Raw genomic sequence first — 25,416 nt, forward strand, 5'->3', positions numbered from 1 at the left:
ACGGATCAATGCTCATGTGCAGCTCCCCGTGGATTTTCGCAGCTTATCGCGTCCTTCGTCGCCTCTGAGAGCCCAGGCATCCCCCATACGCCCTTCTTTTGCTTGTCGCATCATGTACCTAAAGTACATATGCCCTCTCGTAATCCTTATATATTCTATTCTACTTCGTGTTTCTTCTTTTGACTTCGCCATGATGGTATAAACCATCACGCTCCGTCCCAATATGTCAATGAACTTGTGGCGGGCCGCCACCGGCAATAAAAATCACCGTGGACGACACTTGCCGTGGTGGAGAATATCGGAGTCGAACCGATGACCTCCTGCGTGCAAGGCAGGCGCTCTAGCCAGCTGAGCTAATCCCCCATTATCAGTGGTCAGTTAACAGTTATCAGTTAACAGTACTACATAACGGTAACCCAACACCTAGAATTTCCTGATTTCAATACTCAATGAACTTAAGCCATTCGTGAACTTTCAACTTTTCACTTATAACTTTCAACTTGCGGCTTCGCCGCTTTCGTAGTCTCAGGCAGACTCGAACTGCCGACCTCTACATTATCAGTGTAGCGCTCTAACCAGCTGAGCTATGAGACTGTCTTGGCCTAAAATTGCCTTATATCAAAAAAACATATCATAAACGACAGCACAAAGATCTTTAGGACCACCTCGTGCGGGACCCGTAACTTCCGGGCATCTCTTTCTCTAGAAAGGAGGTGTTCCAGCCGCACCTTCCGGTACGGCTACCTTGTTACGACTTAGCCCTAGTTACCGATTTTGCCCTAGGCCGCTCCTCTCGGTGACGGACTTCAGGCACTCCCGGCTTCCATGGCTTGACGGGCGGTGTGTACAAGGCCCGGGAACGTATTCACCGGATCATGGCTGATATCCGATTACTAGCGATTCCAGCTTCACGGGGTCGAGTTGCAGACCCCGATCCGAACTGTGACCGGTTTTATAGATCCGCGCCCCCTTGCGGGGTGGCTTCCCTCTGTACCGGCCATTGTAGCACGTGTGTGGCCCAGGACGTAAGGGCCGTGATGATTTGACGTCGTCCCCACCTTCCTCACGGTTTGCACCGGCAGTCCCGTTAGAGTCCCCATCTTGACATGCTGGCAACTAACGGTAGGGGTTGCGCTCGTTATAGGACTTAACCTGACACCTCACGGCACGAGCTGACGACAACCATGCAGCACCTTGCAGGCAGTCCGAAGAAAGGGGTATCTCTACCCCATGCAGCCTGCATTTAAGCCCTGGTAAGGTTCCTCGCGTATCATCGAATTAAACCACATGCTCCACCGCTTGTGCGGGCCCCCGTCAATTCCTTTGAGTTTCATTCTTGCGAACGTACTCCCCAGGTGGGATACTTATCACTTTCGCTTGGCCACGGAGACCGAAGTCCCCACAGCTAGTATCCATCGTTTACGGCGTGGACTACCGGGGTATCTAATCCCGTTCGCTACCCACGCTTTCGTCCATCAGCGTCAGTACATGGTTGGTCACCTGCCTTCGCGATCGGTGTTCTATGTGATATCTATGCATTTCACCGCTACACCACATGTTCCGGCAACCCCACCATGACTCAAGACCGCCAGTATCAAAGGCAATTCTACGGTTGAGCCGCAGACTTTCACCCCTGACTTAACGGCCCGCCTACGGACCCTTTAAACCCAATGATTCCGGATAACGCTCGGACCCTCCGTATTACCGCGGCTGCTGGCACGGAGTTAGCCGGTCCTTATTCTTACGGTACCGTCAGACACCTACACGTAGGTGCGTTTCTTCCCGTATAAAAGCAGTTTACAACCCATAGGGCAGTCATCCTGCACGCGGCATGGCTGGATCAGTCTCCCGACCATTGTCCAATATTCCTCACTGCTGCCTCCCGTAGGAGTCTGGTCCGTGTCTCAGTACCAGTGTGGGGGATCCCCCTCTCAGGGCCCCTAACCATCGTTGCCATGGTGGGCCGTTACCCCACCATCAAGCTAATGGTACGCATGGCCATCCCTGTCCGATAAATCTTTAACCACAATATCATGCGATATCGCGGTACCATGGGGCATTAATCCAAGTTTCCCTGGGCTATTCCCCTGACAGGGGCAGGTTCCATACGCGTTCCGCACCCGTGCGCCGGTCGCCGGCAAAAAAGCAAGCTTTTCCCCGCTGCCCCTCGACTTGCATGTGTTAGGCCTGCCGCTAGCGTTCATCCTGAGCCAGGATCAAACTCTTCATTGTATTTCCTTGAATGTCTGTCCGACACCCGGAAACCAGAGTCCCCGCATCAAAATGGTTCTTATTCTCTTTACGCTGTCGTTACAATATGTATATGAACTTCTTTATTCAAAAACCGAACCCCAATTTCATTAAAATCAATCTTCTTTCGGCTTCAACCGCTATACCTCTTTGGTTAAGCGGGTGCAAATGTACAACTGTTTTTTAAACCGGCAAGCTTTTTTGAAAAAAATTTCAAAACATTTTCTTGACCTCAAAAACAATCTTTTTACATGAACTTTCCCCTGAAACACCTTGATGTTTTTCGGGCTGCAAATGTAAAATGCTTTTTTTGATTACACAATGCTTTTTTAAATAATTCTCTCAGCCTTTCCGACTTATCAAAACAGTATATCAATGAGCTTCTGAACTTGCCTAAAAAACAAACCCTTTGTTGTTTTTCGGGCTGCAAATGTAACACCGTTTCCTAAATAAACAAGAGTTTTTTTGCCTTCCGGACACATTAACTTTCAACTAATTGAAAACAAAGCAGATAAAAATACAACTTTTTTTGAACTTCAAAATCATCTTATCATATGTAGAAAATTAATACATATATATAAGGTAAGCATTGTAGCATCAACTCAAGATAGTATCTTTGCGCACCATCTCAAAAATAAGGAGACGAATGATAGAAATCACATTGCCCGATGGCGCGGTAAAGAAAGTTTCAAAAGGCACCACACCCATGGAGGTTGCCAAAAGCATTAGTGAAGGATTGGCCCGGAATGTCATTTCGGCCAAATTCAATGACACCGTTGTGGAAACCGTGACCCCACTTACCGAAGATGGCTCCCTCACTTTATATACATGGAACGACAGAGAGGGCAAAAAAGCTTTTTGGCACTCTACTTCACACGTTGTGGCCCAAGCCTTGGAGGAATTGTACCCAGGAATTAAACTTACCATTGGACCTGCCATTGAAAACGGATTCTACTATGATGTGGATTTTGGGGAGCACACGTTTTCCGAAAAGGATTTCCCAACCATTGAAAAGAAGGCATTGGAAATTGCTCGAGGTAAACATGATTATAAGATGCGCAGTGTTTCCAAAGCGGATGCCCTTCAATATTATAAGGACCAAGACAATGAGTTCAAAGTTGAGCTTATTGAAAATTTGGAAGATGGCACCATAACTTTCTGTGACCATAGTACCTTTACTGATCTATGTCGCGGTGGACATATCCCCAATACAGGCATCATCAAGGCCATTAAAATATTGAGTGTGGCCGGAGCATATTGGAGAGGTGATGAAAACAATACACAATTGACCCGAGTATATGGTATTTCCTTTCCAAAGCAAAAAGAGCTTACCGAGTATTTGGAGCTATTGGAAGAGGCCAAAAAGCGTGATCACAGAAAACTGGGCAAGGAACTGGAACTGTTCACGTTCTCCAAAAAGGTAGGGCAGGGTCTTCCCCTATGGTTACCCAAAGGAGCCGCACTCCGTGAGCGCTTGGAACAATTTTTAAAGAAAGCCCAGAAAAAGGCCGGGTATGAAATGGTGGTGACCCCACACATTGGCCAAAAGGAACTTTATGTGACTTCTGGCCACTATGCCAAATATGGAGAAGACAGTTTTCAGCCTATCCATACACCTAAGGAGGATGAGGAGTTTCTACTGAAACCCATGAACTGCCCACACCACTGTGAAATCTATAACAGCACTCCTTTTAGTTATAAGGATTTACCCAAGCGCTATGCTGAATTTGGCACCGTATATAGATATGAGCAAAGCGGAGAGCTCCACGGGCTTACCCGTGTACGTGGATTCACTCAGGATGATGCCCACATTTTTTGTACTACGGAACAATTGAACGAAGAGTTCAAAAATGTGATAGACCTATCCTTATATGTATTGAACTCTTTGGGTTTCGACAATTTCACGGCCCAAGTATCCGTAAGGGATTTGGACAATCCTGAAAAATACATTGGTGATGTGAGCGATTGGGAAAAAGCGGAACAGGCTATCATCAATGCTGCAGAGGAAAAAGGATTGAATTATGTGATTGAAAGTGGTGAAGCCGCTTTTTATGGCCCCAAGTTGGATTTCATGGTGAAGGATGCCTTGGGTCGAAACTGGCAATTGGGCACCATACAAGTAGATTACAACCTGCCCAAACGTTTTGACCTTACCTACAAAGGGAGTGACAATGAGTTGCACAGACCGGTAATGATCCACCGTGCCCCTTTTGGAAGTATGGAACGTTTTGTAGCTTTGCTACTGGAACATACCGGGGGAAATTTCCCCTTATGGCTTATTCCAACCCAAGCTATTGTTCTGCCCGTCAGTGAGAAACATGAAAAATATGCGGAAAAAGTTTTGAATTCACTGGAAAATCACGAAATTCGCGCGCTCATTGATAAGAGGAATGAAACGGTAGGGAAAAAAATCCGTGAGGCAGAACTTCAAAAAATCCCGTTTATGCTCATTGTTGGAGAGCAGGAAGAAGCATCCGGAACCGTATCGGTACGGAAACACGGGGGCGAAGATTTGGGAAGTTTGAGCACCGATGCATTTTCCGACTTGGTATCTACTGAAATAAATAGTACCTTAAAGTCGTTCTAAAAAATTGAGTTTAATTAAAAAGTATACGTCATAGCAATACGAAGAAGATTTAAGCCCCAACCCAGGAGGGAAAACAAAAACCCTCACAATATCAATGAAAAGATCAAAGCCCCCGAGGTAAGGCTGGTAGGGGACAATGTTGAAATGGGAGTTTACCCCATTTCCAAAGCAAGGGATATCGCAAAAGAGCAGGAATTGGATTTGGTGGAAATATCACCCAACGCCAATCCTCCCGTTTGCAAGATTATAGACTACAAGAAGTTTCTTTACGAACAAAAGAAACGGGACAAGGCCCTAAAGGCCAAAGCCACCAAAGTAGTCATCAAGGAAATACGGTTTGGCCCACAAACAGATGACCATGATTATGAATTTAAGAAGCGACACGCGGAAAAATTCCTAAAGGATGGTGCCAAACTAAAGGCCTATGTCTTTTTCAAAGGTCGGTCCATTGTATATAAGGACCAAGGTGAAATATTATTGCTGAAACTGGCCCAAGAACTGGAAGAACTTGGAAAAGTGGAGCAAATGCCGAAATTGGAAGGTAAGCGTATGACCATGTTCATTGCGCCAAAAACCAATAAGAAATAAAAATACTGAACTAAGTTCAGCATATAATAAGCGGAGTTAAATACTAGGAAAATGCCTAAGATGAAAACAAAATCCAGTGCCAAGAAGCGTTTTAAGCTTACAGGTTCTGGTAAAATCAAAAGAAAGCACGCTTTCAAGAGTCACATTTTGACCAAGAAATCCAAAAAGCGTAAGCTTAAGTTGACGCATTCCACATTGGTTCATGAATCCGATGTGAATAGCATCAAAGAACAATTACGTTTAAAATAATTGTTCAACCGGTACATTATTTAATAACCATGGAGTCAGGCTCTTTAAAGTGTTAAGTTTTTAGTTTTAAGTTCAGAAAAAATCATTTAGCATTTACAACTTAAAACTTCATCATTCTCGACCGCCTGCTACAAAAAAATGAAACATTATGCCAAGATCAGTAAATTCAGTTGCTTCAAGAGCTAGAAGAAAAAAAGTGATGAAGCAAGCCAAAGGTTACTTCGGAAGACGTAAAAACGTTTGGACAGTAGCCAAAAATGCGGTAGAAAAAGCAATGCTATATGCTTACCGCGACAGAAGAAACAAAAAACGTAACTTCCGCTCATTGTGGATCACCCGTATCAATGCTGGTGCCCGTTTGCACGGAATGTCTTACTCCCAATTCATGGGCAAAGTAAAATCCAACGGAATAGAGCTTAACAGAAAAGTTCTTGCGGATTTGGCCATGAACCACCCCGATGCTTTCAAAGCCATCGTGGACAGAGTAAAGTAAAAATCAATATAAACTTACCCCGCTTATTAAAATCCCGCTCAATTGAGCGGGATTTTTGTATTTTATGGTGTCCATAAATTGTATATCATGGCAAAATTCTTTTTAATCTTCTTTTTAATTCTGATGAATTTTACTGCATTGTTCGGGCAGAACGATAGTATCACTTTTTTAGCATTGGGAGATAGTTATACGGAAAGTACTAGTGAGTTACAACGCAACGGGTGGCCAGCACAATTGGTCAGCATATTAAACAAAAAGAAAATCCCTGTTACCCCACCAAAAATAGTAGCTAAGGCTGGATGGACCACCACAGACCTGATAAGGCAAATTGATTCTGAAAACCTAAATTCCAATTACAAACTGGTTTCCCTGTTAATAGGGGTAAATAATCAATATCAAGGCCTACCTCTTGAAACTTTTAAAGCTGAATTTCCTGCCTTATTGGAGACAGCCATCCGGTTGGCCAACAATAATCCCAATAATGTTTTTGTCCTTTCCATACCTGATTGGAGTGTTACTCCCTTTGCCCGTTTTAAGGATAAAGAAAAGATTACTGAAGAATTACTGACTTACAACTCCATTATAAAAGACGTGGCCAATCAATATAATGTACAGTTTATAGAAATCACCAACTTATCCAAAAAAGCAGCCTTCAACCGTTCATTGATTGCATCCGACAGTCTTCATCCTTCAGGGAAAATGTACAAGACCTGGGCCAAAAAAATCGTCAAAAAAAGGTATTAGTCACCAAAAGCCGTAACCACCAACCTTCTTCCCGAAGCATGGTTACGATGTTCACAAAGATAGATACCTTGCCAAATCCCAAGGTTCAGTTTTCCTTGGGTAATGGGAATCTGTACCGAAGTGCCCATCAATGAGGCCTTAATATGTGCTGGCATATCATCTGGACCTTCATAGGTATGCACATAATACGATGCATTTTCAGGAACCATTTGATTCATATGGCTTTCAAAGTCTATTCGGACAGTGGGGTCGGCATTCTCATTGATCGTTAAACTGGCCGAAGTATGTTTTATGAATACCTGTAACATTCCCACCCTTATCTTTTTCAATTCAGGAATGGTGTCCAAAATCGTATCCGTAATCAGATGGAATCCTCGGGGATAAGATTGTAGTTGTAGTTCTTTTTGGTAAAAATCCATGGATATATAAAGTGCGGTACTAAATTAATATAAAGTTTACCAAAAGTGATTCTTGCATTCACCCAATAAGAAATACCTTTGCAGCTTAATTTCTGGACAATGGATTTATCGCAAATCAAAATGGTGGTAACCGACATGGACGGTACTTTGTTGAACTCCAATCACGAAGTGAGCCCCCGTTTTTTTGAAATTTTTGACGAGCTTAGAAAAAAGGATATCCTTTTTGTAGCCGCCAGTGGTCGCCAATATAACAGCATGGTGGACAAATTGCATTCCATAAAGGACGATATCATTGTTATTGCAGAAAATGGCGCTTTAGTGAAACAGAAAGGAGAAGTATTGCTTACTACGCCCATCACTAAATCTGAAGTGGACCGCATTTTGGACGTTGTACAGCCCTTGAGGAATGCACATCCTGTGCTTTGCAGCCAAAATGGTGCCTTTGCCAATCCTGATTCTGATGATTTTTTGAAACTACTCAAGGAATACTATTCCGAGTTTGAAGTGGTGGAAGACCAAACCAAGGTGGATACTGAAATCCTAAAGATTGCCATTTACCATTTTGAAAGTTCCGAAAGATATATCTATCCGGCCGTTCGTTCTTTGGAAGATTCCCTAAAGGTGAAGGTGTCCGGAGCAAATTGGGTAGATATTTCACATCAAAATGCACACAAGGGCTATGCCCTTCAAAAAGTCATGGACCAACACCAAATCACCTCCAACGAGGTCATGGTTTTTGGAGACTACAACAATGATCTGGAGATGCTACAGCTTTCCAACTATAGTTTTGCCATGGCCAATGCCCACCCCAACGTGCTCAAAATAGCCCAATACACTACTGCGAGCAATAATGAGTTTGGCGTGGAAAAGGTTTTGGAGAAACTTATCTAATATCCCATTTTACAGATTGATTTTTTATATATCTTTATGATTAGCAGCCTTTTATAAAAAAGGTGTTTCTCCCCCTATAAAGTCAACCCAATAAAAAATCAACCTTATGAAATGTTTGGGACTTACCTTCGCAATACTTGGTCTTTTCATGGGCTGTAACACCCAGAAACCGGAACCTTCAATTGATTACGACAATGCCAAAACCCTAATCAATGAAAGCATTGAGGAATGGGACAATGCTTGGGAAACCAAAAACTTGGAATTGGCTCTAAAACATTATGCAGACAGAACAGATTGGACCAATGCCTTTGGTGATCGGGTACAAAGTAAAACTGAATTACGGGAGTTACTGGGTTTCATTTTTAATTTGGATTTTGTCATGGCAGGTGAAAATGACTACGGAGAAAATGAAATAACCTTCCTGAATGATTCCATTGCAACAGTTAGATCATTAAATGTCCGCAAGAACCAAAAATGGCCAGACGGAAGCAAAATGGATGACCGGTACGTCAATCATCTTAGAATCTATGAAAAAATAAATGGAGAATGGTTAATAACCAACCATATGATCAGTCAAGCATGGCCCAAAAGACAACCCAAGGACACTACGGATTAATACTTTACAGAGACCAATAGTAGAAATATTGCTGGATTTTATTTGTATCTTCATAGGAATTCATCAACCCATACATCCATGGCAGCTTTAAAAAAAGAAGACATTAAACAAGAAGTTTTTGATCTCTACGATGACTATGCCCACAACAAAATAGATCGGAAAGAGTTCATGAAAAAACTATCGCTCTATGCGGTTGGCGGGATTACCCTGCCCTCCCTTTTGAGTTTCATCATGCCCAATTACAAGGACACCCTTGTGGTTCAACCTGATGACCCTTCGTTGGATTCAAAGTTCATTACCTATAGCTCCCCAAAAGGTGGGGGTAATATCAGAGGATTGCTTTCCAAGCCCAAGAATGCTTCGGGCAAAATGGGTGGCATAGTGGTCGTCCATGAAAACAGGGGATTAAATCCCTATATTGAAGATGTAGGCCGAAGAGCAGCCCTGGAGGGTTTCATTTCTTTGGCTCCGGATGCCCTCACTCCTTTGGGCGGATATCCTGGCAATGATGATGATGGCAGAACACTACAACGTCAAAGAGATCGCAACGAAATGCTGGAAGACTTTATCTCTGCCTACAACTACCTTAAAAACCATGAAGATTGCAATGGCAAAGTGGGCGTAGTAGGTTTTTGCTTTGGCGGATGGATTTCCAATATGATGGCGGTAAAGGTTCCTGATTTGGCTGCCGCCGTTCCCTTTTATGGCGGGCAACCCGATGATAAAGACGTTGAAAAAATAAATGCTCCCCTACAAATCCATTATGCCGAACTGGACCAAAGGGTCAATGAAGGATGGCCAGATTATGAAGCCAAGCTGAAGGAATTGGACAAAGCGTATGAAGTCCATTTTTATCCTGAGGCAAACCATGGATTCCATAATAATACCACTCCACGGTTTGATGAAGCTGCAGCGGATTTGGCTTGGAAGCGCACCATTGCTTTTTTTAAGGAAAAACTGGTTTAGGTCTTCTGTTTTTTCTTTCGGGCAGCCGGAAAAAGTACATTGTTCAAAATGAGACGGTATCCCGGCGAAGTGGGATGTAACTCCAGTTCAGTTTTGGGGTCCCCTACCCTATGCTGGTAATCTTCCGGGTCATGCCCGCCGTAAAATGTAAAGAATCCTTTCCCTTTGATTCCGTGAATGTAGCGGGCCTCTCCATTAATTTTATTTTCACCCAGCACCATTACGGTTGGTTTTACCTCGCTCCTAGTGAAGGCTGTGGTCTGTCCCATGAACCCCTTAACCAAAGAGGTATGGTTTTGGGTCAACATGGTAGGAACAGGGTCCCATTTGGCGGAAAACTCCATCAATGAAAAATAATCAGATTCTTTGGGCACATTACCCCTTTTGTTGGTCATGTCTATGGAAGAAAACTCGTATCTAAGTGGGTTTCGTTCCAAAATAAAATTGGTGAAGGCAAATGTATTACTGTAATCCAACTTTCCTTGATAATTGGCATCTGAAGGGTCTCCATCGAACATCGGCTCACAGATATCCACATTTTCCGCTGCCAACGCAATATCAAAACTATCCGTGGCGGAGCACATGGCAAACATAAACCCACCACCGATCACATAGTTCCTGATTTTTTGGGCAACCGCTAGTTTCTCGTCGGATACTTTTGAGTACCCCAATCGTTGTGCCAAAGCCTCTGCCTGCTCTTTTCCTTCAATATACCAAGGAGCAGCTCGGTAGGCTCCATAAAATCTTCCGTATTGGCCCGTAAAGTCTTCATGGTGCAAGTGTAACCAATCATACAATGCCAGCTTGTCCCCCAACACCTCTTCGTCATACACGGTAATATATGGAATCTCCGCATAGGTGAGCACCATGGTCACCGCATCGTCCCAAGGTTGGTTCTCTTTGGGAGAGTATACCGCTATCTTGGGAGCTTTTTCCAAAATAACAGCATCTTGGTTCTGGGATGGGCTACTGATTTCATCCAAAATCTGTTCCGCTTGCCCATCGGACAGCACCTCAAAGGAAACCCCACGAATCTGGCATTCTTTTCGAATAGCTTCGCCATCGGGCATCATGAAAGAACCTCCACGATAATTTAAGAGCCATTGTACCTTCTGCTGTTTGGAAAGTACCCAATAAGTAATCCCGTAGGCTTTAAGGTGATTTTCTTGACTTTCGGCATCCATGGGAATTAAGATGACAGAGGCGAAAGAGGAAAGGGAAAAGAGCAGAGAAAAAATAAGCAAGACGCCTCTCGACTGCGCTCGAGGTGACAGAAAAGTAACTTTATTAGAATGGCACGTCATTGTCATCTGGGTCATCGTCACTGTTCATTGCGCTCCCAAAAGCCTCGTCCGCACTGGGAAGATTTGGGGTTGCAAAGGGATTCTCCTCGTCCGCATTCATCTTCGATTGGAATTCGAATGGGGAGTCAAAGTCATCCAAGTTATCAAATTTACCCAGAGCGCCCACAAATTTTAACCTAATATTATCCAAACCTCCATTACGGTGCTTGGCTACAATGAACTCAGCCTGACCTTGTGTGGGGGTACGCTCTTCATCATCCCACTCGTCAATTTTATAATACTCAGGTCGGTAAATAAACGATACAATATCTGCATCCTGCTCAATGGCCCCGGATTCCCTCAAATCGGAAAGTATCGGACGCTTGCTGCCCCCACGGGTCTCCACTGCCCTAGATAGCTGCGACAGGGCAATCACAGGCACGTTAAGTTCCTTGGCCAATGCCTTTAAGTTTCGGGAAATGGTGGAAATTTCTTGTTCACGGTTCCCTCCTTTTTGGCTTCCGCCTGCTGTCATCAATTGCAAATAATCAATGATGATCAATTTTATTTTATGCTGCGAGGCCAAACGTCTTGCCTTGGCCCTTAAATCAAAAATGGAAAGTGAAGGGGTATCATCAATGAACAAAGGGGCCTTTTCCAAGGTCTTTACCTTTACGTTCAATTGTTCCCATTCGTGCTTTTCCAATTTCCCTGTCCTTAATTTTTCGGAAGAAAGCCCAGTTTCAGAGGAAATCAAACGGGTGATCAACTGTACGGAAGACATCTCTAAAGAAAAGAAGGCTACCGCGTTACCAGAATTCACGGCAATGTTACGTGCCATGGAAAGCGTCAGGGCCGTTTTACCCATACCTGGACGTGCAGCCACGATGATAAGGTCACTGGGTTGCCAACCTGAGGTCAGCTTATCCAACTTATCAAATCCGGAAGGAATGCCACTTAATCCTTCCTTATTTGAAATTTCCTCGATTTTTTTCTTTGCTTGGATCACCAAGTTTTGGGCCGTTTCCGCGGAACGTTTCAAATTTCCTTGGGTAACTTCGTACAATTTGGCCTCAGCATCGTCCAAAAGGTCAAAAACGTCAGTTGAATCACTGTAGGCATTTTCAATGATCTCACTGGAAATTTTGATAAGACTCCTTTGGATGTATTTTTGAAGGATAATCCTCGCATGGAACTCGATGTGTGCTGAAGAGGCCACTTTTTGGGTAAGTTTGATCAAATAAAAGTCCCCTCCAACGGCTTCAAGCTTTCCATCCTTCTTTAATTGCGCTGAAACAGTTAATAAATCAACAGGTTCAGAAGTTTCAAACAATTTGAAGATAGCCTCGTAAATAAACCTGTGCGCGTCTTTGTAGAAGGCATCTGGATGCAGAATATCGATTACTTCATCCACCCCCTTCTTATCAATCATCATAGCCCCAAGCACAACTTCCTCTAAATCAACAGCTTGAGGCGGTATTTTGCCTTTTTCTAGATTGATGAGGGTTGATTTGTCCACTCTATGACCGATGATTGGGCTAGGTTTGTCCATGAATGCGAAAGTAGCTAATTGGTCTTAAGTTAACTTTAATTTTACATCATGCGATTTCCACAGATAATGAACAAAGTTACTGTTAATAACTTGCGATTTCTGTTAATAACGCAAAAAAAGCAGAGGAAAAAACCTGATAAAAAAAGTTAGCCTTTGAAAAACAAGAATTAGCCATTGAAAACGCCCATTGAGGCGTATTTATCCATTCTGGATTTTATCAGTTGTTTTGGTGATAACTTTTTGAGTTCTTCGTAATGGGATGAAATTTTGTTCTTGACCGTTTCAAAGGTCTTTTCCCTATTCACGTGTGCACCACCTAGGGGTTCCTTAATGATTTCATCAATGACCTTGATTTTTTTGCTGTCCGAAGCGGTTAGCTTAAGAGCTTCGGCTGCCTTTTCCTTATACTCCCAGCTTCTCCACAAAATGGAAGAACAGTTTTCTGGGGAGATTACAGAATACCAAGCATTCTCCAGCATCAATACTTTATCTCCAACGCCAATGCCCAAAGCACCACCTGATGCACCTTCACCAATTATAATACAAATAATAGGGACCTCTAGACGGGTCATCTCCAGAATATTTCTTGCAATGGCTTCACCTTGCCCCCTTTCTTCTGCTTCCAAACCTGGATAGGCACCGGGGGTATCAATAAAAGTAACTACAGGAATATCGAATTTCTCCGCGGATTTCATCAATCGCAACGCTTTTCGGTATCCTTCTGGATTGGCCATACCAAAATTTCTATACTGTCTGGTCTTGGTGTTATATCCTTTTTGTTGACCGATGAACATATAGGTCTGATCGCCTATTTTTCCTAGACCACCCACCATGGCTTTGTCATCTTTGACATTCCTATCGCCATGAAGTTCCAAGAACGTATCTCCACAGATGGCATTGATATAGTCCATGGTATATGGCCTATTGGGGTGTCTAGAAAGTTGAACCCGTTGCCAAGCGGTCAGATTCTTATAGATCTCCTTTCGGGTCTCTTGCAGTTTCTTTTCAATCTGTGAGCAGGTTTCCGTTACGTCAACGTCACTTTCTTCCCCAATCACCATACATTTTTGAAGTTGGTCTTCAAGTTCTTTGATGGGAAGTTCAAAATCTAAATACTCCATGGAAAGTCAGTTCTTAAAAAATAGTGGGGACAAATATAAAACTTTATGCATTACCCACAGAAATTAGGCAAACCATTTAACGTTAAGACATTAGGATTATATTGATCATCATCTTTTGGCTTTCAAGAGCATGTAAACGGCAAAAACACCAAAAATAAGGTTGGGGAGGATTACCGCCAACAAGGGTGAAAAACCGGATTGCTCTGCCAACGTACCAAAAACCTTGTCGAAGAAAATGTAAACAAAGGCCACGCCAATACCAAATGCGAGATTAAGCCCCATGCCTCCCCTACGCTTTACAGAAGAAACGGCAACGGCAATAATGGTTAGGATAAAAGCGGCAATGGGCAAAGCCCATCTTTTATATTTGACCAACACATATGTATTTATATTGGAAGCCCCTTTTTGTTTTTGATCTTCAATAAACTCATTAAGCTCAAAAAGGTTCTTGGTTTCCGCAACATAGGAAACCGGGGTTAAATCCTCCATTTTAAACGTAAAGAGGGTGTCCAGTCTTCTTTTGGTCTCAATGTATTCCACATCATCGTGGAGTTTTCGTTTTACATAATTGGTCAAACGGTATAGACTGTCTTTTTCCATCCATCGGATATTACTTGCCGAAATCTTAAAATCCAATTGTTTGATGGAGTCAAAATGCTCATACGTGAAATTGTACCCTATTTTCCGGTTGGGATCAAAACTGCTCACGTAGAGGTAGTCATTCTCGTTAAGCTGATTAAAAATATTATCCGTTACCTGAACCTGTCTTCCTTTTTTAAAGTACTTGTATTCGAACTCATTAAATCCAATACTGGCATGGGGAACAATGAACATCCCCATCATAAAAATAAGGATGGCCACCATGGTTGCCCCTATCAAATACGGTCGTAAAAAACGACTATAGGACACTCCAGAACTCAAAATGGCAACAATCTCCGTGTTACTGGCCAGTTTTGAGGTAAAAAATATAATGGAAAGAAACAAAAAGACGGGCAACAATAAATTACCGATCACCAAAGTAAAATTCCCATAAAAGACAATCACCTCGGCAAGGGGGGCCTCATTGTCAATGATTTTTCCAATCTTTTCCGCCAAGTTGGCCATGATTCCAATGGGAACAAAAAGCATAAGCATCCCCAGAAAGGTGATCAAATAACGTTTTAAGATGTATTTGTCAAGTATGGTGAGCATTACAGTCTTTTATCCATTTGTTCTACCATTCTGGTTTTCCATTCCAGGAAATCCCCTGCTAAAATACGTTCTCTTGCGGTTCGTACCAACCACAAATAAAAACCAAGATTGTGAATAGTGGCTATCTGCTTGCCCAAATACTCGTTTGCAGCGAACAAATGGCGCAAATAGGCCTTGGAATATTCAGTATCCACAAAAGTGATGCCCATCTCATCTATCGGTGAAAAATCGTTTTCCCACTTCTTATTTTTGATGTTGATGGTCCCATGGGCCGTGAACAGCATACCGTTACGGGCATTTCGGGTTGGCATAACGCAATCGAACATATCCACGCCCAAGGCAATATTCTCCAAAATATTGATGGGTGTCCCCACTCCCATAAGATAACGCGGTTTGTCTTCTGGCAAAATATCACAGACCAGCTCGGCCATTTCGTACATTTCCTCTGCTGGCTCTCCTACGGAAAGGCCACCAATGGCATTGCCCTCCGCTCCCACAGATGCAATATATTCTGCGGATTGTTTACGCAAATCTTTATAGGTAGATCCTTGGACTATGGGGAAAAAGGTCTGGGTATAATCATAGGTATACGGAAGCTTTTCCAAATGTTCCATACAACGGTCCAACCATCTATGGGTCATATGCATGGAACGTTTCGCATAATTATAATCACAGGGGTATGGGGTGCATTCATCAAAAGCCATGATGATATCCGCCCCAATGGTCCGCTGTATTTCCATCACATTTTCAGGGGTGAAAAAATGACGCGAACCATCAATATGTGATTTAAATTTTACACCTTCTTCCTTAATTTTTCGATTTCCTGATAGTGAATAGACTTGATAGCCCCCACTATCGGTAAGAATAGGTCGTTCCCAACCCATAAACTTGTGGAGCCCTCCGGCTTCTTCCAAAATTCCGGTTCCGGGCCTTAAATACAAATGATAGGTATTCCCTAAAATAATATCTGGGTTGATATCGTTGGTCAACTCCCTTTGATGCACTCCCTTTACCGAAGCCACTGTGCCTACAGGCATAAAAATTGGAGTCTGGATAGCACCATGATCCGTAATCATTTCCCCGGCCCTAGCCTTGCTCTTGTTATCCTTTTGAAGTAAGGTGAATTTCAATGTTCTTGTTTAAGACCGCAAATATAACCAACTCATTTTCCCCGTTCCTTAACAAAAAAATAAAGTTTGTGTGCAAACTCGTTGATTAAATCTTCCATTTCCACTTGTTTAGCCCACTGAATGCCGTTACTTTTGGGCTTTAAATTTATACTAATGCCAAATACACAAGAATTACAGGATTTAGTGACCCAAGTACGAAGGGACATTTTACGAATGGTCCACAAGGTAAATTCGGGACACCCCGGAGGCTCTTTGGGCTGTACCGAATTTTTTGTTGCCCTCTACAACGAAATTATGGACCTCAAGGAAGGATTTGATATGGATGGAATCGGGGAGGATCTCTTCTTTTTGTCCAATGGACATATTTCTCCTGTATTTTACAGTGTACTGGCACGAAGGGGCTATTTCCCCATCGACGAACTAAACACGTTCCGATTACTGGATTCACGCCTACAAGGACACCCCACTACCCATGAGGGGCTGCCCGGTGTACGTGTAGCTTCTGGGTCATTGGGTCAAGGAATGTCCGTGGCCATTGGAGCTGCATTGGCCAAAAAACTCAATGGCGATGACCATTTGGTGTATAGTCTACATGGAGACGGTGAACTTCAAGAAGGTCAAAACTGGGAGGCTATTATGTATGCCGCAGGCAATAAAGTGGACAACCTGATTGCCACCGTGGACCGAAATGGCCAACAAATTGATGGATCCACTGAAGATGTATTGCCTTTGGGCGATGTTGCTGAAAAATTCAAGGTATTTGGATGGGATGTCCTCGAAATTGAAAATGGCAACGATTTGGAACAAGTAATTGCCGGACTGAAGGAAGCTAAAAGTAGAACCGGGAAAGGAAAACCAGTATGTATTGTCATGACCACCGAGATGGGTAATGGCGTAGACTTTATGATGCATACCCATGCATGGCACGGTAAAGCTCCCAACGATGAGCAATTGGCCACTGCGTTGGCACAAAACCCTGAAACCTTAGGCGATTATTAATTCTGAAGACCACACGAGATGACAAAATATACAGATCAAGGAAAACAAGATACACGTAGCGGATACGGAGCTGGAATGACAGAACTGGGTAGAACCAACCCCAATGTAGTGGCCCTATGCGCCGATTTGATTGGTTCTTTAAAAATTGAAACCTTTATTGAGGAGAATCCCGAACGTTTCTTTCAAGTAGGGATTGCAGAGGCAAACATGATGGGCATGGCCGCCGGTTTGACCATTGGTGGAAAGATTCCATTTGCCTCCACTTTTGCCAATTTTGCCACAGGTAGGGTGTATGACCAAATTCGTCAATCCATAGCCTATTCGGGTAAAAATGTAAAAATCTGTGCCTCCCACGCAGGGCTTACCTTGGGTGAAGATGGTGCCACCCACCAGATTTTGGAAGATATAGGTCTAATGAAAATGTTGCCGGGCATGACCGTCATCAATCCTTGCGACTTTAACCAGACCAAAGCCGCCACCATTGCCATTGCCGAACACGATGGTCCTGTTTACCTTCGCTTCGGAAGACCCAAAGTGGCCAACTTTACCCCTGTGGACCAAAAATTTGAAATTGGCAAGGCACTCATGCTCAATGAAGGTACCGATGTGACCATTATTGCCACCGGACATTTGGTTTGGGAATCCCTATTGGCTGCCGAAAGCTTGGAAAAACAAGGTATATCCGCTGAAGTCATCAATATACACACCATTAAACCTTTGGATGATGCCGCCATTTTGGCTTCGGCCAAGAAAACCGGATGTGTGGTCACCGCGGAGGAACACAACTTCTTGGGAGGTCTGGGAGAAAGTGTTTCCAGAGTATTGGCATCACATTTACCTACGCCACAGGAGTTTGTGGCTACCCAAGATACTTTTGGGGAAAGTGGTACCCCAGACCAGCTTATGGAGAAATATGGGCTGAACAATAAAGCTATTGAGGCTGCCGTTTTAAGGGTATTGAAGCGAAAATAATTTTCGGTATCACTTTTGTGTGATATTCTTCAATCCATTAAAACGAAATACTTATGAAAAAAACACTTCTAGTGGCAGCAATGGCCCTATTGGGGTCCGCCGCAATTGCCCAAAGCGGTTCAGGATTTGGTATTAAAGCAGGTTTAAGCTACAACAAAAACGGGGATTTGATCAGTTCCGTTGGCGACTCCGGACAGGACATCGTGGATGGCGGCGAAGGAAAGGCCGGTTACCATGTGGGTTTCTGGGGGAAATTGGATTTTCCAAAGATTTATCTTAGACCTGAATTGGTATATTCCAAAACCAAAAGTAGCTATGAGGTGGATGGTGATTCCCAAGACTACGACATTTCAAAATTAGATCTACCAGTACTATTGGGATACAAAATCATTGGACCTTTGCACATTTTTGCAGGACCTGCGTTCCAGTATACCCTTAAAAACGATTTGGGAGACCTTGAGGTGGAGGATGTCCAGAACGACTTTACGGTTGGTCTCAATACCGGTGTAGGCGTCAATTTGGGAAGAGTTGGTTTGGATGTACGCTATGAAAGAGGCTTCTCCAAGAACGAGGCCGAGTTTATTGGCGACAACATTACGGACATATCTGGAAGGGTAGATTCCAGACCTTCTCAAGTTATCTTTGCACTATCCTTAAAATTATAGTGGAAATTTCAATCCATAAAAAAAGGGCCCGTCAAAGACGGGCCCTTTTTTATTCTATATCTTTTGAATCATTTAGTATCGGGATCTAAATAATCTGGAATTTTATCATTATCCGCATCTGGGTAAGGTATAATGATTTCCCCATTTTCATTGGTTATCTCACTTCTCGTGGAAACTCCATCACCATCATCATCGCCATCTAAATAATCAGGGACATCGTCATCATCGGTATCATCGTCAAACAGGTTTTTATTGCCATTTCTGTCCTCTAGGATACTCGGTATTCCATCCCTGTCATGGTCCGCAGTATTCACCACCAACAAATTCACATTAAATGCAATTGGGGCGTAGCTCTCCCCTACTTGACTACTATTGAAATAAGCCAGACCAGCCGGCATAATGATTATACCTGAACCAAAACCTTCAACCTCAAACGTTCCATCTGGGTTATCGATTATTCCGTTTCCTGGCTTAAAATGGGTCAACCCAAGTCTAAACCCTGCAATGGCCCCAGAGGTGCTTATAGTTCCTTGAAGATCAAACCAACGTCCTGAATTTATTGCACTGTCAAAAAACGTTCTATCCAATGTGTAGCCTTCATACCTTACATAAACCGAATCGGCCACTGTAGGAGGATTTTCACCTGCACCTGTCCTGGCTACCAAATAGTAATAGGTATGGGTAATGTTTTCCTCTCCATCGGAAATACCAAATTGTGAAGCCGAAACGGTTGCAGTTGCCGATTTTAAAAGAGGGGATTCCGAAATTGGGGTCTTATCCGAATTCTCTCCTGCAATGGTATCAACCTTAATCTTATAGTCGAACCCAGCTGGTGGATTTTGAAACTCTTCGTAATTGTAGAAATGGGTTTCCATAAATGCTTTTATCGCATTGTCGTTCTCCAAAGCTACCTCTGATAAGTCCCTTGGTGGAACAGTCTCAACCCCATCATCATCTTTCTTGCAAGAGAAAAAAGTAATTAATAAAACTAAAGAAACAATAATCCCGTACCTCATCAAGTGTGTCATTTAGCTGCGCAAGATACAATTTTCCGCTATTTTTGCTCAGTGCGTTAACAAAGATTTGCAGAGATCATGCGGATAGACAAGTACCTTTGGTGCATTAGATACTATAAAACCCGGAACGTTGCCTCCACGGCTGTTAAAAAAGGCCAGGTAAAGGTAAATGGTAGTGCGGTTAAACCTTCAAGAGAGGTATTCCCAATGGACAAGATTGTTCTTCGGAAAAATCAAATAGACTATCAGCTTACCGTTTTGGACATTCCTGAAAGCCGAGTTGGCGCCAAATTGGTCGATATTTATCGGAAAGACACGACCCCCAAAGAGGCCTTTGAGCATAACGAACTGCTCACACATGCAAAGACCCATTATAGAAAGAAAGGACTTGGAAGGCCTACCAAAAAGGACAGGAGGGACATTGATGGTTATTTGGACGAATCTGAATAGTCTGTTTTTATATCTTTGGATGAATTATTCCATTTCATGAAGAACCTTATTCTTACCCACGATCAAATTCAGCATACAATAAAACGGATTGCTTATCAAATCTATGAAACCAATGTGGATGAAAAAGAAATCATCATTGCTGGGATAAATGGTGGGGGAATTGATTTTGCCAAAAAACTCGTAGACATCCTCAAAAAAATAACCGATGCCCAAATTACGTTGTGCAAGGTTGGAATGGACAAGAAAAATCCCCTGAAGAGTGGGGTCGAGACATCAATCCCTGAAGAAGCCTACAAAGACAAGTCCATAGTTTTGGTGGATGATGTGCTTAACTCCGGAACCACTTTAATCTACGGCGTACACCACTTTTTAAAGACCCCCATAAAACAATTGAAAACTGCTGTCCTAGTAAATCGGAACCACAAAAAATATCCAATCAAGGCCGATTTTAAGGGTATATCGCTCTCTACCTCTTTAAATGAACATATAAAAGTAGAGTTTATTCCCAAGAACAACTCTGTCTACTTAGAGTAGCATTTTTTTAATTTCGGCAACCACTTCCTCAAGATTTTTGCCCTCACATTCTACAATGTGTTTGGCTCTGGCGTAATATGCTCTCCTCTCAAAAAGGTGTTTCCCTACAAATTCGGGCAAATCGGCATCTTCAATACTTCTCACTAAGGGTCGTTGCTCCTTTTCCTTTTGTAGTCGTTCAACTAAAGCGGGTATGGACAGTTGCAGATACACGGAATCATCCGATTTTTCCAAAATAGTCTCCATGTTACCTGAATAACACGGCGTACCACCACCTGTGGAAAGCACTATGTTATTTCTGGTATCCAAAACTTGAGAGAGCATTTGATGCTCCAATTTTCTAAAAAAAATCTCTCCTTTTTCTGAAAAAATGGTTTTTATGGATTTTTTTTGTTGCTCTTCAATGTAGTCATCCAAATCCACAAAATCTAGTTGTAAGTCGCTGGCCAACAACCTTCCCACGGTAGACTTTCCACTTGCCATGTACCCTATCAAAACTATTCTCATATATCTGTTTTAAAAGCGATTTCAAAAAAACACAAATTTATCATTAATTCACTTTTGGAAAATAGATTATTGATGTTATATTTGCACCCGCTTAGCGAAACAGCCAAGTACTGAAATTTTGACCTGGTAGCTCAGTTGGTAGAGCATCTCCCTTTTAAGGAGAGGGTCCTGGGTTCGAGCCCCAGCCAGGTCACTTCCAAAAATCCTGTACGTTTTTTCAACGTACAGGATTTTGTTTTTTGGGCTCTTTTGCATTTTAAATTTTGATCCAAGAGGCTCACTTCCCCTAAAAATTAAAACCATTTTTATCCTTATACCACTTTGGCACTGAAAATATGATGTTGCGTGGCTGTAAAATAGTCCCTGAACACCTGATTTAATTGGTGCTTCTCACTACACCCCCTAATCCCCAGCAAAGGATATATACCAATCATACACTCAGAGATTGTCTTAACAGAAGTAGAAGCCTCAAGGTGAATATCCCCAATCCAATCTTCAGGGAACCCATCACTTAAATTTATTTTATTCTCTGCCTGCCCTGCCCAGCTCAGAATCTTTGCATCTGATTGGGAAATCACGCTGGCCAATTTATCCAATGTCCCACTTTTATTGACTACAAGCTTGGCTTCTTCCAAAAAATGGGCGGCCATACCCACATAGTTGACCCAAAGGGTCAAATCGGCAAACACTCCAAAAGGGATTTTAAAGATGCTTTGTGGATGGTACCATTGGTTATAGACAAAGCTATACTTTTCATGTACCCATACCGATGATACCTCAAAAGAATGGGTCGCGGTTGCCTTCAATCCCATGGTATTCCAATCCCGGATAATGTTTACATCCTTTCGGTCCAAAACAAAAGATCGTACCAAGGGCATACCCTCTTCATCAAGCACATCTTTTCCTCTCTCCTGAATTTTTGCGCTTAAGGTAAAATGAGTAAGATACGGGGCACCGGTGGCATACTTCCAGGTTCCATTTATGGTGTATCCTTCCCCTTTTCTTTCGGCAGTGCCGAACACTCCCCCACTACCCCCAAAACAAATGGGTTCTTTTGGGTCAATGAATATGTCATTCGCCGTTTCTTTGGATAAGTTCCCAATAAAGAAATTCGCACCGGAGCACAGGGTCACGGTCCACCCCAAGCTTCCATCCATTTGGGCCAAATGCTTTAAGGTTTTCAAACCATTGGTCAAGGTCATTTCCAATCCGCCATACAACTTGGGCACCCATAAGTTCCATAAGTTCTCCTTGGCAATTCCATCCAGAACCACTTTTGGCAGTTCTTCTTTTCCAAAACAGAGCTCCCTAAACCCTTGCATGTTGTCCTTCAGTTTCATCTGCAAGTATTTTTCTCCATTTGATATAACCCGATACGGCCACGATGAACAAAAAGGCCGTTAAACCTGCATAGATGTACAATCCTTTATAGATCAATAGTGGGATGGATATCAGGTTGCTGATGTTCAAATAAATCCAATTTTCAATCTTTCGTTTGGCCATCAACCACATTCCGGCCCAGGCAAAGGCACAGACCACTGCATCCCAATACGGAACATCCGAATCGGTATGTTGCCCCAGCCAATAGGCCATCAACACAAAACAGCCCACAACGATTCCCATGGCAATCCCATGCTCATTCTTGGTGGAATACGAAATTGGGGTTTCCTGTTTTTGCTTTCCCATTTTCCAATAGAACCATCCGTAGATACTCATGACGAGATAGTATAGGTTCAACAGGATATCTGCATACAATTTGGATTGATACAGCACCCACATACTGATCAAAATGGCAACAATGCCAAACAAATAGTTATGGATATTATTCTGGCGGGCCAAAAGGACTTGGATCACACCAAAGCCTGTTCCCACCCATTGCAATAAAGTAAGTTGTGAAAGTAATTCCATTCAATCGGGTTATCATTGTCCAAAAACCATGGGAACCCTAATGGAACATGCGCAAAGCACGTTTGCCAAAATCCCTACGCCAGCATGATCTGGATCAGGTGCGAAGTGGTCAACTTCCGGGTATAATCTCAGCCCTGTTCTCCAGGACACCCCATATAGGCTTCAAAGGTATGAAAACCTGCATGGACAAATTGGATTTTATACGTTAAATTAGCAGGGACAAGGGTTCTGGGCATCTACATTTGGTATACTTAAAATACCTTTCTAGTATCCAAACAAAGAAAATGTCATTTCCTTAAATCTTCAATATACATGATAGACATTCGGGATTTTATTGCTGATATTCCTTTTTATGACCGTTTAAAAATATTTGCCTCACCCTGGGAGATCACAACGAACTTAAAAGAAATCATCCTTGATATTTTACCGTTGCTTGGTTCAGATTTTAAAATTGAAAAAGATGTGGCCATCCATAAATCTGTCGTTGTGGAAAAAGGGGTCACCTTTAAAAATCCCACCATTATTATGGAAAATTGCCATGTAGGGGCCCATGCCTACTTTAGGGAAGGTGTTTTTTTGGATCGTTCCGTTAAAATTGGGCCTTCAACAGAAGTCAAGAGCAGTTTGGTGTTTTCCAATACGGCAATTGCACACTTAAATTATATTGGGAATAGCATCATTGGCTCAAATGTAAATTTTGAAGCAGGCTCCATAGCGGCCAACCACTACAATGAACGGACAAATAAGGAGATTGTACTAAATTTTGATGGCGAAATCATTCCAACTGGGGTCAACAAATTTGGGGCATTGGTGGGTGATAATTCCCGAATAGGCGCCAATGCGGTTTTGTCCCCAGGTACACTCTTGAAAAAAAACACCATTGTGAAAAGACTGGAACTGGTGGAACAGCATCCTTTATAAAATTCTTTAGGTGTAAAAGGGCGTTACTTTTTATCCGGCACCTTATTTCCGGCAATCCAGACAGAGGAAATGGTCCTTGTGTTGGCCATGTTTTCCAAAGGATTCTTGTCCAGAACAATAAAATCTGCCCATTTGCCCTCTTCCAAGGAACCAACACCTTCCAATTTCATCACCTTTGCGGTATTTGCCGTGGAAGCCATGATCACTTCCATGGGAGACATGCCAGCATCTACCATCATTTCCATTTCCAGATGCTCAAAATAGCCGGGGAATCGTCCCGCAGGCCCACTATCCGTTCCCATAACTATTGGAACTCCCGCATCAGACAGCAGCTTCAAGTTTTTCATGGCCGTGGGCAACGCTGCCTTATATGCTTGGGCACTAGCACTATTGGCAATACTTTCCATACGTTCCGGATTACGTAATTCCGCAATGGTGGCAGCATCCACTTCCTTGGTAAAAAAAGAATCGGTAAAATAATCGGGTTCACCCCCAAAGACAAAGGTGGACACTTCTCGCATCAAGGTGGGGGAATAGTACACCTTGTTTTCTTTCATCAACTTGATAAATTCTTCATCCACCAATGTATCCCGAACGCTATGCGCTATGTAATCCGTACCTGCCTGCAATACATTTTTGGCATCCTCCAGATAAAAAATATGTGAGGCCACCCGATACCCCAATTCGTGGGAATACTCAATTACCGTTTTGTAAATGTCTTTGGCCATTTTAGGCGAAGTACCCAAAACGTCATCCACCCTGATTTTCATAAAATCCACTTTGAGTGAATCGTTATGATCAATAATCTTCTTGACATCTTCTTCAGTATTCCCTGAGATGACTTCCCCAGCTATAAAAAGCCTAGACCTATCCAAGGTAGGTACATTTTGTGCGTTTCGAAACTCTGCGGAAATCCCTGTTCCGTCGCCTAGGGAAACCAAAGTGGTAATTCCATACCGTGCATAGGTATTTAGATGATTGACAACATTCTCCCTACTATATCCTGATTGCATACCACTGGACACCCCTACATGACAATGGGCATCAATGATTCCCGGCATTATCGTCTTTCCATTCACATCCACAATTGAAGCGCCTTTAGGAATTGTGACAGCATCCTTAGTTCCCACACCTACAATCTTACCCTGCTCCACCAATAGAACACCGTCTTTGATGATTTCGGCTCCTGTTCCATCAATGATGTTGGCCCCAACGAATGCAGTAACTTTTATTTGGTCTTGGGTTGGAGAGTTTTGTCTACATCCACTTAAACAAAATACGCATGCAGATAAAATCCACGAAAATGTGTGTTGATTTTTAAAAAAGGCGTTAGTTAGAAAATTCATACTACCAATTTTTTATTG

General features: G+C 42.8%; 25 protein-coding genes, 3 tRNA genes and 2 rRNA genes (1 of these 30 only partly in view). 15 read left to right on the forward strand and 15 right to left on the reverse strand.

The window, feature by feature from the left end; all coding sequences use genetic code 11:
- The 4 genes from ACP14V_RS11470 to ACP14V_RS11485 form a co-directional block, all read right to left on the reverse strand.
- Positions 1–108 (reverse strand): 23S ribosomal RNA (locus ACP14V_RS11470); it reaches 2,708 nt to the left of the window's first position.
- A 178-nt stretch (positions 109–286) separates the two neighbouring features.
- Positions 287–363: transfer RNA gene (locus ACP14V_RS11475), tRNA-Ala, on the reverse strand.
- Between the two features lie 157 nt (positions 364–520).
- Positions 521–594: transfer RNA gene (locus ACP14V_RS11480), tRNA-Ile, on the reverse strand.
- 112 nt (positions 595–706) lie between these two features.
- Positions 707–2,232: ribosomal RNA gene (locus ACP14V_RS11485) — 16S ribosomal RNA — on the reverse strand.
- Together the 16S and 23S rRNA genes with 2 tRNA genes alongside form the textbook arrangement of a ribosomal RNA operon.
- A gap of 664 nt (positions 2,233–2,896) precedes the next feature.
- Between ACP14V_RS11485 and thrS the strand changes: the two genes are divergently transcribed.
- The 5 genes from thrS to ACP14V_RS11510 all read left to right on the forward strand — a co-directional run bounded on the left by thrS (position 2,897) and on the right by ACP14V_RS11510 (position 6,911).
- The gene (gene thrS / locus ACP14V_RS11490) at positions 2,897–4,837 is read left to right on the forward strand and encodes a threonine--tRNA ligase (protein WP_272611004.1); all 1,941 of its coding nucleotides are present in this window, start codon (positions 2,897–2,899) and stop codon (positions 4,835–4,837) included.
- Positions 4,838–4,873: 36 nt separating this feature from the next.
- Positions 4,874–5,425, forward strand: coding sequence for a translation initiation factor IF-3 (gene infC / locus ACP14V_RS11495; RefSeq protein WP_262709767.1), 552 nt, complete (start codon positions 4,874–4,876; stop codon positions 5,423–5,425).
- A 51-nt stretch (positions 5,426–5,476) separates the two neighbouring features.
- On the forward strand, positions 5,477–5,674 hold the full coding sequence (gene rpmI, locus ACP14V_RS11500; protein WP_073181711.1) for a 50S ribosomal protein L35: 198 nt from the start codon (positions 5,477–5,479) through the stop codon (positions 5,672–5,674).
- Between the two features lie 148 nt (positions 5,675–5,822).
- On the forward strand, positions 5,823–6,167 hold the full coding sequence (gene rplT, locus ACP14V_RS11505) for a 50S ribosomal protein L20 (protein WP_136567301.1): 345 nt from the start codon (positions 5,823–5,825) through the stop codon (positions 6,165–6,167).
- A gap of 87 nt (positions 6,168–6,254) precedes the next feature.
- Complete coding sequence (locus ACP14V_RS11510) at positions 6,255–6,911, forward strand: SGNH/GDSL hydrolase family protein (RefSeq protein WP_272611003.1); 657 nt, start codon at positions 6,255–6,257, stop codon at positions 6,909–6,911.
- Here ACP14V_RS11510 and ACP14V_RS11515 read toward each other — a convergent pair.
- Positions 6,908–7,330, reverse strand: a complete 423-nt coding sequence (locus tag ACP14V_RS11515) for a secondary thiamine-phosphate synthase enzyme YjbQ (protein ID WP_272611002.1) — start codon at positions 7,328–7,330, stop codon at positions 6,908–6,910. The genes ACP14V_RS11510 and ACP14V_RS11515 overlap by 4 nt on opposite strands.
- Before the next feature lie 99 nt (positions 7,331–7,429).
- Between ACP14V_RS11515 and ACP14V_RS11520 the strand changes: the two genes are divergently transcribed.
- The 3 genes from ACP14V_RS11520 to ACP14V_RS11530 all read left to right on the forward strand — a co-directional run bounded on the left by ACP14V_RS11520 (position 7,430) and on the right by ACP14V_RS11530 (position 9,803).
- The gene (locus ACP14V_RS11520) at positions 7,430–8,221 is read left to right on the forward strand and encodes an HAD family hydrolase (RefSeq protein ID WP_272611001.1); all 792 of its coding nucleotides are present in this window, start codon (positions 7,430–7,432) and stop codon (positions 8,219–8,221) included.
- Positions 8,222–8,327: 106 nt separating this feature from the next.
- On the forward strand, positions 8,328–8,837 hold the full coding sequence (locus ACP14V_RS11525; protein WP_272611000.1) for a YybH family protein: 510 nt from the start codon (positions 8,328–8,330) through the stop codon (positions 8,835–8,837).
- 78 nt (positions 8,838–8,915) lie between these two features.
- On the forward strand, positions 8,916–9,803 hold the full coding sequence (locus ACP14V_RS11530; RefSeq protein ID WP_272610999.1) for a dienelactone hydrolase family protein: 888 nt from the start codon (positions 8,916–8,918) through the stop codon (positions 9,801–9,803).
- Here ACP14V_RS11530 and ACP14V_RS11535 read toward each other — a convergent pair.
- From ACP14V_RS11535 to tgt, 5 genes are all read right to left on the reverse strand, one after another.
- On the reverse strand, positions 9,800–11,107 hold the full coding sequence (locus tag ACP14V_RS11535) for an asparagine synthetase B (protein WP_136567295.1): 1,308 nt from the start codon (positions 11,105–11,107) through the stop codon (positions 9,800–9,802). The two genes, ACP14V_RS11530 and ACP14V_RS11535, sit on opposite strands and share 4 nt — an antisense overlap.
- The gene (dnaB, locus tag ACP14V_RS11540) at positions 11,091–12,638 is read right to left on the reverse strand and encodes a replicative DNA helicase (RefSeq protein WP_136567294.1); all 1,548 of its coding nucleotides are present in this window, start codon (positions 12,636–12,638) and stop codon (positions 11,091–11,093) included. Before dnaB ends, ACP14V_RS11535 begins: the two co-directional genes overlap by 17 nt.
- 167 nt (positions 12,639–12,805) lie before the next feature.
- A complete protein-coding gene (locus ACP14V_RS11545) occupies positions 12,806–13,759 on the reverse strand; it encodes an acetyl-CoA carboxylase carboxyltransferase subunit alpha (protein ID WP_272610998.1) in 954 nt (317 codons plus the stop codon).
- A gap of 108 nt (positions 13,760–13,867) precedes the next feature.
- Positions 13,868–14,950 (reverse strand): LptF/LptG family permease, encoded by a 1,083-nt coding sequence (locus tag ACP14V_RS11550; protein ID WP_136567292.1) that lies wholly within the window; start codon positions 14,948–14,950, stop codon positions 13,868–13,870.
- Positions 14,950–16,080, reverse strand: a complete 1,131-nt coding sequence (tgt, locus tag ACP14V_RS11555) for a tRNA guanosine(34) transglycosylase Tgt (RefSeq protein WP_272610997.1) — start codon at positions 16,078–16,080, stop codon at positions 14,950–14,952. Before tgt ends, ACP14V_RS11550 begins: the two co-directional genes overlap by 1 nt.
- 153 nt (positions 16,081–16,233) lie before the next feature.
- On the opposite strand from tgt, the gene ACP14V_RS11560 reads away from it, so the two are divergent.
- The 3 genes from ACP14V_RS11560 to ACP14V_RS11570 are packed head-to-tail and all read left to right on the forward strand — an operon-like array spanning position 16,234 to position 18,716.
- On the forward strand, positions 16,234–17,079 hold the full coding sequence (locus tag ACP14V_RS11560; protein WP_272610996.1) for a transketolase: 846 nt from the start codon (positions 16,234–16,236) through the stop codon (positions 17,077–17,079).
- A gap of 18 nt (positions 17,080–17,097) precedes the next feature.
- Complete coding sequence (locus tag ACP14V_RS11565; RefSeq protein ID WP_136567289.1) at positions 17,098–18,051, forward strand: transketolase family protein; 954 nt, start codon at positions 17,098–17,100, stop codon at positions 18,049–18,051.
- A gap of 53 nt (positions 18,052–18,104) precedes the next feature.
- Positions 18,105–18,716 carry an outer membrane beta-barrel protein gene (locus ACP14V_RS11570; RefSeq protein WP_136567288.1) on the forward strand — a complete coding sequence of 204 codons (612 nt, stop codon included), beginning with the start codon at positions 18,105–18,107 and terminating at the stop codon, positions 18,714–18,716.
- Positions 18,717–18,784: 68 nt separating this feature from the next.
- Here the strand turns inward: ACP14V_RS11570 and ACP14V_RS11575 are convergent, their stop codons facing one another.
- Entirely contained in the window at positions 18,785–19,732 is a 948-nt protein-coding gene (locus tag ACP14V_RS11575) for an FKBP-type peptidyl-prolyl cis-trans isomerase (protein ID WP_272610995.1), read from the reverse strand.
- A gap of 78 nt (positions 19,733–19,810) precedes the next feature.
- Between ACP14V_RS11575 and ACP14V_RS11580 the strand changes: the two genes are divergently transcribed.
- Together ACP14V_RS11580 and ACP14V_RS11585 are read left to right on the forward strand one after the other, a co-directional pair.
- A complete protein-coding gene (locus ACP14V_RS11580; protein WP_136567286.1) occupies positions 19,811–20,182 on the forward strand; it encodes an RNA-binding S4 domain-containing protein in 372 nt (123 codons plus the stop codon).
- A gap of 36 nt (positions 20,183–20,218) precedes the next feature.
- Positions 20,219–20,716 carry a phosphoribosyltransferase family protein gene (locus tag ACP14V_RS11585; RefSeq protein ID WP_136567285.1) on the forward strand — a complete coding sequence of 166 codons (498 nt, stop codon included), beginning with the start codon at positions 20,219–20,221 and terminating at the stop codon, positions 20,714–20,716.
- On the opposite strand, the gene ACP14V_RS11590 is transcribed toward ACP14V_RS11585, so the two are convergent.
- Complete coding sequence (locus ACP14V_RS11590; RefSeq protein ID WP_272610994.1) at positions 20,708–21,223, reverse strand: shikimate kinase; 516 nt, start codon at positions 21,221–21,223, stop codon at positions 20,708–20,710. The genes ACP14V_RS11585 and ACP14V_RS11590 overlap by 9 nt on opposite strands.
- Before the next feature lie 120 nt (positions 21,224–21,343).
- Here ACP14V_RS11590 and ACP14V_RS11595 point away from each other — a divergent pair.
- Positions 21,344–21,416: transfer RNA gene (locus ACP14V_RS11595), tRNA-Lys, on the forward strand.
- A 118-nt stretch (positions 21,417–21,534) separates the two neighbouring features.
- Here ACP14V_RS11595 and ACP14V_RS11600 read toward each other — a convergent pair.
- Positions 21,535–22,563: an acyl-CoA dehydrogenase gene (locus tag ACP14V_RS11600; RefSeq protein ID WP_272610993.1), complete on the reverse strand. Its 1,029-nt coding sequence runs from the start codon at positions 22,561–22,563 to the stop codon at positions 21,535–21,537.
- Positions 22,532–23,131, reverse strand: coding sequence for a nicotinamide riboside transporter PnuC (gene pnuC / locus ACP14V_RS11605; RefSeq protein ID WP_272610992.1), 600 nt, complete (start codon positions 23,129–23,131; stop codon positions 22,532–22,534). Before pnuC ends, ACP14V_RS11600 begins: the two co-directional genes overlap by 32 nt.
- Positions 23,132–23,443: 312 nt before the next feature.
- Here pnuC and ACP14V_RS11610 point away from each other — a divergent pair, with 312 nt between their 5' ends.
- Positions 23,444–24,052: an LpxA family transferase gene (locus ACP14V_RS11610; RefSeq protein WP_272610991.1), complete on the forward strand. Its 609-nt coding sequence runs from the start codon at positions 23,444–23,446 to the stop codon at positions 24,050–24,052.
- A gap of 23 nt (positions 24,053–24,075) precedes the next feature.
- On the opposite strand, the gene ACP14V_RS11615 is transcribed toward ACP14V_RS11610, so the two are convergent.
- Positions 24,076–25,398: an amidohydrolase family protein gene (locus ACP14V_RS11615; RefSeq protein WP_272610990.1), complete on the reverse strand. Its 1,323-nt coding sequence runs from the start codon at positions 25,396–25,398 to the stop codon at positions 24,076–24,078.
- Between the last annotated feature and the right edge of the window lie 18 nt (positions 25,399–25,416).

The organism is Flagellimonas alvinocaridis (assembly GCF_965248585.1).
GTDB lineage: Bacteria > Bacteroidota > Bacteroidia > Flavobacteriales > Flavobacteriaceae > Flagellimonas > Flagellimonas alvinocaridis.

Excerpts from the sequence above, each read along its gene's own strand:
- rpmI (WP_073181711.1), top strand. The coding sequence starts at position 5,477 with ATGCCTAAGATGAAAACAAAATCCAGTGCCAAGAAGCGTTTTAAGCTT.
- ACP14V_RS11585 (WP_136567285.1), top strand. The coding sequence starts at position 20,219 with ATGAAGAACCTTATTCTTACCCACGATCAAATTCAGCATACAATAAAA.
- ACP14V_RS11525 (WP_272611000.1), top strand. The coding sequence starts at position 8,328 with ATGAAATGTTTGGGACTTACCTTCGCAATACTTGGTCTTTTCATGGGC.
- ACP14V_RS11550 (WP_136567292.1), bottom strand. The coding sequence starts at position 14,950 with ATGCTCACCATACTTGACAAATACATCTTAAAACGTTATTTGATCACC.
- ACP14V_RS11575 (WP_272610995.1), bottom strand. The coding sequence starts at position 19,732 with ATGAGGTACGGGATTATTGTTTCTTTAGTTTTATTAATTACTTTTTTC.
- ACP14V_RS11565 (WP_136567289.1), top strand. The coding sequence starts at position 17,098 with ATGACAAAATATACAGATCAAGGAAAACAAGATACACGTAGCGGATAC.
- ACP14V_RS11560 (WP_272610996.1), top strand. The coding sequence starts at position 16,234 with ATGCCAAATACACAAGAATTACAGGATTTAGTGACCCAAGTACGAAGG.
- ACP14V_RS11510 (WP_272611003.1), top strand. The coding sequence starts at position 6,255 with ATGGCAAAATTCTTTTTAATCTTCTTTTTAATTCTGATGAATTTTACT.
- ACP14V_RS11530 (WP_272610999.1), top strand. The coding sequence starts at position 8,916 with ATGGCAGCTTTAAAAAAAGAAGACATTAAACAAGAAGTTTTTGATCTC.
- ACP14V_RS11535 (WP_136567295.1), bottom strand. The coding sequence starts at position 11,107 with ATGACGTGCCATTCTAATAAAGTTACTTTTCTGTCACCTCGAGCGCAG.
- ACP14V_RS11580 (WP_136567286.1), top strand. The coding sequence starts at position 19,811 with ATGCGGATAGACAAGTACCTTTGGTGCATTAGATACTATAAAACCCGG.
- thrS (WP_272611004.1), top strand. The coding sequence starts at position 2,897 with ATGATAGAAATCACATTGCCCGATGGCGCGGTAAAGAAAGTTTCAAAA.
- ACP14V_RS11610 (WP_272610991.1), top strand. The coding sequence starts at position 23,444 with ATGATAGACATTCGGGATTTTATTGCTGATATTCCTTTTTATGACCGT.
- ACP14V_RS11615 (WP_272610990.1), bottom strand. The coding sequence starts at position 25,398 with ATGAATTTTCTAACTAACGCCTTTTTTAAAAATCAACACACATTTTCG.
- ACP14V_RS11590 (WP_272610994.1), bottom strand. The coding sequence starts at position 21,223 with ATGAGAATAGTTTTGATAGGGTACATGGCAAGTGGAAAGTCTACCGTG.
- ACP14V_RS11570 (WP_136567288.1), top strand. The coding sequence starts at position 18,105 with ATGAAAAAAACACTTCTAGTGGCAGCAATGGCCCTATTGGGGTCCGCC.
- rplT (WP_136567301.1), top strand. The coding sequence starts at position 5,823 with ATGCCAAGATCAGTAAATTCAGTTGCTTCAAGAGCTAGAAGAAAAAAA.
- dnaB (WP_136567294.1), bottom strand. The coding sequence starts at position 12,638 with ATGGACAAACCTAGCCCAATCATCGGTCATAGAGTGGACAAATCAACC.
- ACP14V_RS11520 (WP_272611001.1), top strand. The coding sequence starts at position 7,430 with ATGGATTTATCGCAAATCAAAATGGTGGTAACCGACATGGACGGTACT.
- pnuC (WP_272610992.1), bottom strand. The coding sequence starts at position 23,131 with ATGGAATTACTTTCACAACTTACTTTATTGCAATGGGTGGGAACAGGC.
- ACP14V_RS11600 (WP_272610993.1), bottom strand. The coding sequence starts at position 22,563 with ATGAAACTGAAGGACAACATGCAAGGGTTTAGGGAGCTCTGTTTTGGA.
- ACP14V_RS11545 (WP_272610998.1), bottom strand. The coding sequence starts at position 13,759 with ATGGAGTATTTAGATTTTGAACTTCCCATCAAAGAACTTGAAGACCAA.
- ACP14V_RS11515 (WP_272611002.1), bottom strand. The coding sequence starts at position 7,330 with ATGGATTTTTACCAAAAAGAACTACAACTACAATCTTATCCCCGAGGA.